The organism is Ruegeria sp. TM1040 (assembly GCF_000014065.1).
Taxonomy (GTDB): domain Bacteria; phylum Pseudomonadota; class Alphaproteobacteria; order Rhodobacterales; family Rhodobacteraceae; genus Epibacterium.
Window position 1 is genome coordinate 165414 of sequence record NC_008043.1, and the last position, 9587, is coordinate 175000.

General features: G+C 57.1%; 8 protein-coding genes, 1 tRNA gene and 2 rRNA genes (1 of these 11 only partly in view). 2 read left to right on the forward strand and 9 right to left on the reverse strand.

Features of this window, described 5'->3' with window-relative positions:
* Positions 1 to 76 precede the first annotated feature (76 nt).
* The 5 genes from TM1040_RS01300 to TM1040_RS01320 form a co-directional block, all read right to left on the reverse strand.
* On the reverse strand, positions 77 to 571 hold the full coding sequence (locus TM1040_RS01300) for an AAA family ATPase (protein WP_011536800.1): 495 nt from the start codon (positions 569 to 571) through the stop codon (positions 77 to 79).
* 178 nt (positions 572 to 749) lie between these two features.
* Complete coding sequence (locus TM1040_RS01305) at positions 750 to 1553, reverse strand: response regulator transcription factor (RefSeq protein ID WP_011536801.1); 804 nt, start codon at positions 1551 to 1553, stop codon at positions 750 to 752.
* Positions 1554 to 1694: 141 nt separating this feature from the next.
* Entirely contained in the window at positions 1695 to 2669 is a 975-nt protein-coding gene (locus TM1040_RS01310; protein ID WP_011536802.1) for a hypothetical protein, read from the reverse strand.
* Positions 2670 to 2745: 76 nt separating this feature from the next.
* The gene (locus tag TM1040_RS01315) at positions 2746 to 3582 is read right to left on the reverse strand and encodes a hypothetical protein (RefSeq protein ID WP_044026440.1); all 837 of its coding nucleotides are present in this window, start codon (positions 3580 to 3582) and stop codon (positions 2746 to 2748) included.
* Positions 3583 to 3864: 282 nt separating this feature from the next.
* On the reverse strand, positions 3865 to 4812 hold the full coding sequence (locus tag TM1040_RS01320; RefSeq protein WP_011536804.1) for a DMT family transporter: 948 nt from the start codon (positions 4810 to 4812) through the stop codon (positions 3865 to 3867).
* Positions 4813 to 4856: 44 nt separating this feature from the next.
* On the opposite strand from TM1040_RS01320, the gene TM1040_RS01325 reads away from it, so the two are divergent.
* Positions 4857 to 5744 (forward strand): LysR family transcriptional regulator, encoded by an 888-nt coding sequence (locus TM1040_RS01325; protein WP_011536805.1) that lies wholly within the window; start codon positions 4857 to 4859, stop codon positions 5742 to 5744.
* Positions 5745 to 5793: 49 nt separating this feature from the next.
* On the opposite strand, the gene TM1040_RS01330 is transcribed toward TM1040_RS01325, so the two are convergent.
* Complete coding sequence (locus tag TM1040_RS01330; RefSeq protein ID WP_011536806.1) at positions 5794 to 6669, reverse strand: LysR family transcriptional regulator; 876 nt, start codon at positions 6667 to 6669, stop codon at positions 5794 to 5796.
* A gap of 114 nt (positions 6670 to 6783) precedes the next feature.
* On the opposite strand from TM1040_RS01330, the gene TM1040_RS01335 reads away from it, so the two are divergent.
* A complete protein-coding gene (locus tag TM1040_RS01335) occupies positions 6784 to 7374 on the forward strand; it encodes an HD domain-containing protein (RefSeq protein ID WP_011536807.1) in 591 nt (196 codons plus the stop codon).
* Between the two features lie 276 nt (positions 7375 to 7650).
* Here TM1040_RS01335 and TM1040_RS01340 read toward each other — a convergent pair.
* The 3 genes from TM1040_RS01340 to TM1040_RS01350 form a co-directional block, all read right to left on the reverse strand.
* A tRNA-Met gene (locus TM1040_RS01340) sits at positions 7651 to 7727 on the reverse strand.
* Between the two features lie 51 nt (positions 7728 to 7778).
* Positions 7779 to 7893, reverse strand: a 5S ribosomal RNA gene (gene rrf / locus TM1040_RS01345).
* Between the two features lie 243 nt (positions 7894 to 8136).
* Positions 8137 to 9587, reverse strand: a 23S ribosomal RNA gene (locus TM1040_RS01350); it runs 1382 nt beyond the window's last position.

Below are 9587 nucleotides of genomic sequence, written 5' to 3' on the forward strand. Positions count from 1 at the left end.
CCGGGTGGCGCATGTGCTTTTCCCTAGGGGCTCCGCTCAACCCCGGCAGCGCAGAACCCAAGGCCCTCGGCAGGGATCAGTCCGCGCCATGGATCACGAGGTTGAAGCCCTCATCGGCGCCGGGGCGCGTAACATGCTGCATGAAGTCGTGAAATTGACTCTCCGTCACGGTGAAAGGGTGACTCCCCTCGGCATTGCGCCGCTGCAACCGCGCCAGACAGACATCATCGGATACATCAAGCACATGCAGGGCATGGTCAACGCCGGAGACCTCGACGATTTCCCTGAACCACTGCCTTTGAGCGGGTGTATTTGCCGCAAAATCGAGGACAACAGACACCCCCGACTGCAGCAGTGCGACCACATGCGGCGCCATCGTCGCGCGAAGCAGGCGACTGCAACGGATGTAGTCTTCTAAGGTCTGCAGCGCATCGCCAAAAAGGGTCTTGAGCCAGACATCCTCGGAAATCAGAACCGTCGCCGGCTCCGCAGCGAGCCGCTTGGCAAGCGTGGACTTCCCGGAGGCGATCTTACCAAAGATGATATGCAGCCGTGGCCCTGAATGATGCATCGTGCTGCCCTCCTGTTGGCGATATTGTCATGGATCAAAGAGCCGCGTGGCTTTCGGTTTGCTGCCCCAGCCCCCGGACAAAAGCGGTATGACGCCTGCGGCGGCAGGCGTCGAGTGCCGATAAATGCATATCGCGCCTATACCCGGTGATGAAGTCTCCGATACAGAGAAACCACCGTCACGTCCGGCCAATCCCCCGGGGGAGAATATCGGCACCCTCGTGGTCAAAGGGGTCGCCTGATGGCTCCAGCAGCCCCAATGTGGCGGCCTTGGCAACCGCTTCGACGTCATTGCGCGCGCCCAGAGACCGGCGCACCCGCGCCATATGATTGTCGACCGTCTTGGGATTGTCGCGCTCGATCTGGTGCAAGATCTCTTTCACGCGCAGACCGCGCGCCTTGAGACGCAGCACACGCAGGTTCATTTCGCTTAGCCTGGTCTGCGCGATGGTTTCCTCTGCCCAGCTGGACGACACATGGAGATGGCGTGCCAGTGCTTCGATCAGCGTGCCGTATTTTCGGTATTTCTCATCGTGTTTTGCAGCATCGCCTTTGGGATCATAAAGGCCAACAACGCCCTTGCGACCATTTGCATAGACAGGCAGGACCACGCCGCACTTTACAAAATCATGCACGCCTTCGATGACCTCTGCATAGGGCTTTGGAATGTCGTCTTGCCGCTGCATCTGGTAAAATTGGGTTTGCAAAATCGGGCGTTTGGTCACGGCGCCCATCATCATCGCAAGATCACGCCGCCCATACCCCTGTTTCTGGTAAATCTCTCGCCATTCCGAAGACATCCCCATGCGTTTTGCAATAAAATGATTGCTGATCGCCTGCGCGGAGCGCGCATCCAGAAAAATACCGTAGTTCACGCCCACATACCCGAACTCACCTTCCATGAAATCGGCAAAAACACGATACTTCTGCTCGAGCGTCGGTGCCTCGAGGATCTGAGTCATGATCTTGGGAATGTCGGACATGAAGAGCGTTGTTTTCTAATTGACGGGATTTAACGAATCTAGCGGCGCAAACCAGAACTATAGTGCCTAATAAACTGTGGCTTATCCCGATCCTCAGGCTCTTGTTCAGTGACATCAGAGCGGCCTCAGAACGGGCGTGGGTTAAAACTTGGTCAGAATGAAATTGGCTCCAAAGGTCTTTTTGCGAAAATACTGTAGCGGTGAACGTGTGTCCGAATAGCTCAGATCGAATGCAAGCCTGTCGGTCAAAGGCACGGAAATGGTCACAGAGGCCGTGCGCTCATCCCGTTGCAGTCCGAGAAAGCCGCCGCCACTTGATGTGGAATATCGAAAAACCGTCGAAACCGGGCGCCCGATCATTGAATTGGTGATCTGCATATAGGCCGATTTGTCTTCACTATGTCCTTCCCCTTCAATACGCGTCATCAATCCAATTGCATAGGTCGCACGCGCGGTATTGACGTTATAGTTGGCGTGCACCTGCGTATAGTCTGCGTCATTTCCGTTGGTTTTAGACAGTCCCAATTGAAAAGACTTGGGGAATTTTCCGACATCAAACACCCTACCAATCGAAATGCGGGCCGTTTCAGTCTGGGTTTTGGACAATTCCGTTTTGGACAAACCCGCCGTCACACAGGCCTGCGCAAAGGTCCAGCTGGGCGCGTCATAGTGATAGCAGGCATTGGCCGTGGCGACCTGGCTGGCCAGATCATGTGCCAGCGCCCGGGTGTAGCGGGCCGAGAGCGCACCGGAGAGACGATGCCCCTGCGCCAGGTAATACTCCGCCCGAACACGGGCCATGACGCCCGCCTCCAGTCCGCCAATGGCGCGGTCTTTTTCCAGCACCGTGAACCTCAGGCCATTGATGTCCACAACATCATGGGGCACGCCGCCGTTGAGGTTTGAATCATACCCAAAGACCGGCATCACATTGAAGCGCCAAGTCCCCTTGGGGGCGGCCTCGACCTGACCAAACCGCACCAAAGGATCCTGCGGCACAAACACCGGGATCCCCGCAACCGCGAGCTTCATGCCGTAATAGGTCCGCAAGCGTTCATCGGCTTTGCCCCCTCCGGCAAGACACAGAGAGAGAAAAAGCACCAAAAGCTGCTTCATGGATCGCCTCGGAATTTCTGAAAAAAGGAAGGGAAGCGGAGACCCGCTTCCCATGACTGCAAAACAGAAGGATGGATCAGTTGTCCAAGGCGCCGATCATGCCGATGTTGGCGCCAAAAGGCTGGTTTGCATCCGTATAGGCGTGGCCTGTGATCAGCTCTGGCGCACTGGTACTGCCAGCCACGGCGGTGCTTCCGGCCAGGGACAGAAGCGCCTCGCCCGAGGCGCTCTGGGTTGCTGTCGTGAACACCACTGAGCCCGTGACCTGCTGGCTTGCAGCGTCATAGGTCAGGGTATTGCTGCCGCTGGCCTCATTGATAAACGTCTGGGCGCTGGTCGGGTCATAGACGATCAGATCTGCCTGCCCGGTGCTGCCATTGACCACGATATTGACCGCGCCCTCTTCGTAGTTGACGCCATCAACCTCGCCGTTCCACTGCCCCCAGTAGCCCACCGAGCCCACAACCGCAGCCGTCGCCGCGTTGCTGCCACGTGTCTCGATCGCCACCAGCGCATCATTCGGATCATAGAGCCGGTAGGTCTCTACCATTGCGCCATCAATGCCGCTGATCCGATCGCGAGTGATCTTGTGGCCATTGGCCGCGATGGAGGCCACAACCGTACGCTCCACTTCGGTTTCCCAACGGTTCACGCCTTGCTGGGCCAGAACGTCCACGCCATTGCTCAGCCCCGGCAGAGTCTTGTTGACCGTCGAGGGCGTATCGCCAGCGGCATTGTAGACGGCGACCACATCGTTGTAGCCCGCGTCTTTGGTCACAACCGCGCCCATCGGTGTGGTTCTGACCGTCAGTGCCTGTCCCGTCTGCGGCGTCGCAGTCGTTCCCCCGGTTGTGCCGCCGCCCGAGCAGGCAGCAACCAAAGGCAGCAAGGTCAGCATCATGTATTTTTTCATTTTTCCTCTCAAATCGTCATCCGTTGCAATGTGGATAAACCGCTTGAATGCCCCAGCATTTATGCCGCGCGTGCCGCATGGGCGCGCGAGGATCCACGTCCAGAAGTCGTTGGATAGCCGCGGGTTTGAGAGGGTTGAATATGGGGAATTCCCCATATTCGAGGGAGACATGCACAAGGAAAAGTTTGTGTAGGGGTTTGTTTTTGAGCCGTTTTCGCGGTGCGTGACACAAGCGTATGCGCTCTGCGCTGCCGAGGCCCTGAACCGATGCGACCCTCAGCCTCAGCCTCGGTTGGTGAGCGCGACACCGAGGATAACTACGCCGCCGCCAGCAAGCATCGCAGCGGTCAGGGGCTCACTCAGGATCACAAAACCCAGAAGCACGCCCGCACAGGGAACCAGATTGTTGAAAACCGCCGCCCGCCCGGCGCCGAGCGCACGGATGCCTTCGGAATACCAAACGAAGGGGACGACAGTCCCGCCAATCGCAAGATAAAAAAGCGCGGCGGCCACATCGAGGCGCAGGCCCTGCGGCGCTGGCCCGTGCCCAGACCAGTACACCGACCAGAGCAGAGCCCCCGCCAATATCGCAAACCCCCAGAGCGCGGCATATGTGGTCGCCGCCAGAGCGCTGAGCTGCCGCATCGCACTGCGACCAATCACCGTGTAGCCCACCCAACTCAACACAGCGCCGCACATATAGGCCTCACCGCGCCCAAAATGCATCGAGACATGCAGGAGATCGCCCTTACTGATGACGACCAGTGCACCAAACAGCGCTACGAGAATGCCCGCGACCTGCCGCAGTGTCATCCTCTCCTGCCCGAAAACAACCATGACAACGGTGACAGAGATCGGGTTGAAAGTCACAAACAATGCGGTGCGCGATGCGGGCATCTCGGTCAGCGCCGCAAAGAAGAACAGGTTGTAAGACACAACGCCGGTCAGACCGAGCCCGAGGGTCAGCCCCAGCTGGCTGAGGGTGAGGCGCGGCAGGCCGCCTTCGACGCAGCGGGTCAGCACAAGCAGGCAAAGCACGGCGATTCCAAACCGCCCGGTTGCCGAGGCCAGCGGATCAAGCTGTCCCGCCAATGCGCGTCCGGCCACAAAGGTGCCGCCCCAGAAAACCGCAGTTGCGGTGAGTTTTGCATAAAGCGCCGCCGTGGGGAGCGGCAGCGCGGTATCGGGTGAGAAGGCCATCTGAACCACCATGAGAATCAAGATGGACATTCAATTTCACTTATGGAAACTAATACGCAAATTAGGATTCATTCATGACATTCGGTCAGCTCGAAATCTTCGTTGCACTTTCCGAGGCCCAGAGCTTTACCCTCACCGCACGCCGTCTCGGGATCAGTCAGCCTGCGGTGTCTCACGCGCTGAAATCTCTCGAGACCGCGCTGAATGTCAGCCTGTTCGACCGTCAGGGGTCGCAGATCGTGCTGACACCGATTGGAGCACAACTGCTTGAACGCGCGCGCGAAATTCTTGGCCTGTCGCGCACCATGCAACAGGAGGCGGCCTCTTTTCGCGGCCTGGACACCGGCAGCCTGCGCATCGGCTCTTTTGGGGCAACATCTTCGTTGCAACTTCTTCCAGATCTCATGAGCGCGTTTCACCGCGCCTACCCCGGCATCGACGTGTTCATCGAGGAAGCCGCCGACGACATCATCGTCAAATGGCTCGAAGAACGCCGCATCGACATGGGATTTGTGGTGCTGCCAGATGATCGGTTTGAGACCATTCCGATTGCGACAGACCAATTTGTCGCCCTGGTGCCGAGACAGAGCGCACTTGCAAAACAGGAGCGCGTGACCCTGAGTGATCTGTGCAATGATCCCTTCATCATGCCTGAATCCGGGTCCGTCAAAATTGTGAGCGCGCTTTTTGCCGCTGCGGGACTTACACCCCAAACGCGCTACCGCACCTCGCAGCTTTTGAGCACGCTGTCGATGGTTGGCCGGGGCCAAGGTGTGTCTGTTGTTGCAGAGATGGCCGTTCCTGCGGCGCACCCTGACAACCCTTGGGTCATCCGGCCCCTTTCGCCTGCGCATCCCCGCATGATCGGTCTCGCCCTTCACCCTACTGCGGTTCGCTCTCCGGCGGTCACGGCCTTTCTCAGGATCGCAAAGACTCTTCGGACCCGCCCAAAGTGCGCTTAAGGAGGCGACACAGGAGCTCGGCAGACACAAGCACTGGTCGGCGCCAACGCTAGGACATGGTATCCAGAGCCACAACCGGCTCGCGGCTGCGCAGAGATCGTGCGGCTGTGGCGATCTGCGCTGTCAAATCGCCCAGCACCGAAGAAGGGTGATAAACCGCATTGCAGGCCAGTTCCATCTCCGGGACGCCTTGAACCGGGAACAGATGCCCGTGCTGGATGTCCTCGACAACCATCGAGACCGGAAAAAAGGCGATGCCCCCGCGTTTCCGGAGATAGCGAAGCCCCATCGCGCAGTTGCCCATCATGATATGCTGTCCGGCGTGGCCGGAAAGATGCCGCGCGACAAAGGCATCATACTGCCCACCCAACTGGAAATTCATAAAAAGAGGCAGGTCGCTTTGGCCCAGATCAAAAGGCTCTGACCCCACAAGAACAAGCCTCTCGGCCGGGAGCGCAACGCCGGTCAGATCCGGGGCTGGCTGTTCATGGGTCAAGGCAAAATCCAGCACACCGTTGCGGATCGCATCCTGAACATTCATCTCATGATCGAAGTTGAGCGCAAGCGGCAGCGCGCCCAGGGTCTCTTCCACCCAGATCACGAGGTCCACAAGTTGCTGGTCCCAAATGCTGAGCTGCCCCCCGAGCCGCAAGGGTACGCGCCCAGCGTAGAAATGCCGCGCATCCTTGGAAATCGTGGTCCAGGTGCTGGCGATGGCCTCCGCTCCGGGCAAGAGGAAGCGTCCCGCCTCGGTCAGCTCCGCCCCCCTTCGCCCCCGTTCGAAGAGCCGCAGATCCAGCTCTTCTTCAAGCTGTCGGACCCGCGCACTGACGGCGGCCTGCGTCACGTTGAGTTGCCGCGCGGCGGCATGGAAATTTCCAAGCCGGGCCACCGCAAGAAAGGTCTGTATCTGGGCAAACGTCATATTTGATAAACATCTTCGATCATTGAGCCAAAATCAATTTGCTTTTTTTCTCATATCTCTGGGCATACCGTCGATTGCACAGGAGCAGCCTGCCATCAGAGAAGGATACCGCGCATGCTTGATAAAACGCATCGGCCCACATGGACCCGCATGGAAGACGCAAGCAAAGAGGATTTTCTGGCCGTTATGGCCTATGACGATCACTTCAACGCGGGCTTGGTGGACCGCTTGATTGCGGCGTTGATCTCGCTTGACGAGGATTGGACGCCCTATCCGATCAATCGCTATCAGCACTCTCTGCAGGCCGCGAGCCGCGCCTATGAGGACGGCGCCGAGGAAGAGATAGTCGTTGCCGCCCTGATCCATGACATTGGCGATATTCTTTCACCGTACAATCATGGGGAAGTGGCCGCCGCAATTGCCAAGCCGTATATGTCGGAGAAAGCGTGCTGGATCCTCAAACATCACTGCGTTTTTCAGGGGTATTATTACAACCATCACCTCGGAGGAGATCGCCTCGCACGGGAGAGATACAAAGACAGCCCCTATTACGACGCCTGTGTGTACTTCTGCCATAATTACGATCAGAACGCGTTTGACCCTGCGTACGCGACCAAGCCTCTTGAGTTTTTCGAGCCTATGCTGCGGCGGGTCTTTTCAAACGCGGGCGGGCATATTGAGTTGAACGAGACGCGGGACGCGTGAGGTTTTGGCTTTTTGGGGCCCTGACTTTTGCTTTCGTTCGCAACCTTTCGCGACCTGCGCCTTGGCGCTCATCCCGGCTTGGTGCTCCTTCAAGATGCCAATGATCTGCTCTTCGCTGAATCGACTTTTCCGCATTGTCTGTCTCGTCATGTGGAGAACAGGCTAACTTCAAAACGCGGACATTTCATGAGAGCACGTCACGTTGTTTTTCGTTTTCTCGAACGCGATTTTCCCCGCGGATGCGAGGTTTAGTTTGTTGTAATCATGTATTTGATTTGGTTGCGGGAGTAGGATTTGAACCTACGACCTTCAGGTTATGAGCCTGACGAGCTACCTGGCTGCTCCATCCCGCGTTGTTTGTTTTGTTTTTTTGTTTAGAGAGGATTTATTTGGGTTCTTATTAGGTTTGGCGGTGCCCTACTCTCCCACACCTTAAGATGCAGTACCATCGGCGCAACAGCGCTTAACTTCCGGGTTCGGGAAGGGACCGGGTGTTTCGCTTGTGCTTTGGCCACCAAACCGAATAAGAACCCAAAGCTGCACTCGCGAAGCGAGTTCAGACGGTGGCCGGAAGCGATATGCCGGAGGCAAATCGCGTGGCCACACCTGAGTTATGTCACAGAACATGTATGTTCTGCTTCATTTCAGTTTTATCAACGTGTTGATGATTTTCATCATCAACGTGTTGACCCCTTTATGAGGGTCAACGAGTTGTCCAAGTTTTGTTTTTGCTTTTTGGTTTTTGGCTGTCTTTTACTGGATCAGATCAAGCCAATCGGGCGATTAGTACCGGTCAACTGAACGCATTGCTGCGCTTACATCTCCGGCCTATTGACGTGGTGGTCTTCCACGGCCCTCAGGGATACCTTGTTTTGAGGGGGGCTTCCCGCTTAGATGCCTTCAGCGGTTATCCTTTCCGATCATAGCTACCCTGCACTACCGTTGGCACGATAACAGGTCCACCAGTGGATCGTTCACCCCGGTCCTCTCGTACTAGGGGCAACTCCTCTCAAGTATCCTACACCCACGGCAGATAGGGACCGAACTGTCTCACGACGTTCTAAACCCAGCTCACGTACCTCTTTAAACGGCGAACAGCCGTACCCTTGGGACCTGCTCCAGCCCCAGGATGAGATGAGCCGACATCGAGGTGCCAAACACTGCCGTCGATATGGACTCTTGGGCAGTATCAGCCTGTTATCCCCGGCGTACCTTTTATCCGTTGAGCGATGGCCCTTCCACTCGGGACCACCGGATCACTATGGCCGACTTTCGTCTCTGCTCGACTTGTCAGTCTCGCAGTCAGGCAGGCTTTTGCCATTGCACTCAACGAGCGATTTCCGACCGCTCTGAGCCCACCTTCGCGCGCCTCCGTTACGCTTTAGGAGGCGACCGCCCCAGTCAAACTACCCGCCACGCAGGGTCCCGGATCCCGGTAAGGGACCGCGGTTAGACATCAAGAGTGCGAAGGGTGGTATCTCAAGGATGGCTCCACAGGAACTAGCGTTCCTGCTTCGATGCCTACCACCTATCCTGCACATCACAATCCTGATGCCAGTGCGAAGCTGTAGTAAAGGTGCACGGGGTCTTTCCGTCTAACCGCGGGAAGCCTGCATCTTGACAGGCAATTCAATTTCGCTGAGTCGATGTTGGAGACAGCGGGGAAGTCGTTACGCCATTCGTGCAGGTCGGAACTTACCCGACAAGGAATTTCGCTACCTTAGGACCGTTATAGTTACGGCCGCCGTTTACCTGGGCTTCAATTCGGAGCTCTCACCCCTCCTTTTAACCTTCAGGCACCGGGCAGGCGTCAGACCCTATACGTCGTCTTGCGACTTCGCAGAGCCCTGTGTTTTTAATAAACAGTCGCCACCCCCTGGTTTGTGCCCCCGGATTCCACTTGCGTAGGACCCGGGCCTCCTTCTCGCGAACTTACGGAGGTATTTTGCCGAGTTCCTTCAACATCGTTCTCTCAAGCGCCTTGGTATTCTCTACCAGTCCACCTGTGTCGGTTTAGGGTACGGTCTGATGGAGGGCTATTTCCAGGGACCAATCAGCGGCCCGCCCAATCCGATAAGGGCGAACAACCTTCATGATCCGTCACATCCTCCTGGCCCAGGAATATTAACCTGGTTCCCATCGCCTACGCCTTTCGGCCTCGGCTTAGGGGCCGGCTTACCCTGCTCAGATTAGCTTTAAGCAGGAACCCTTGG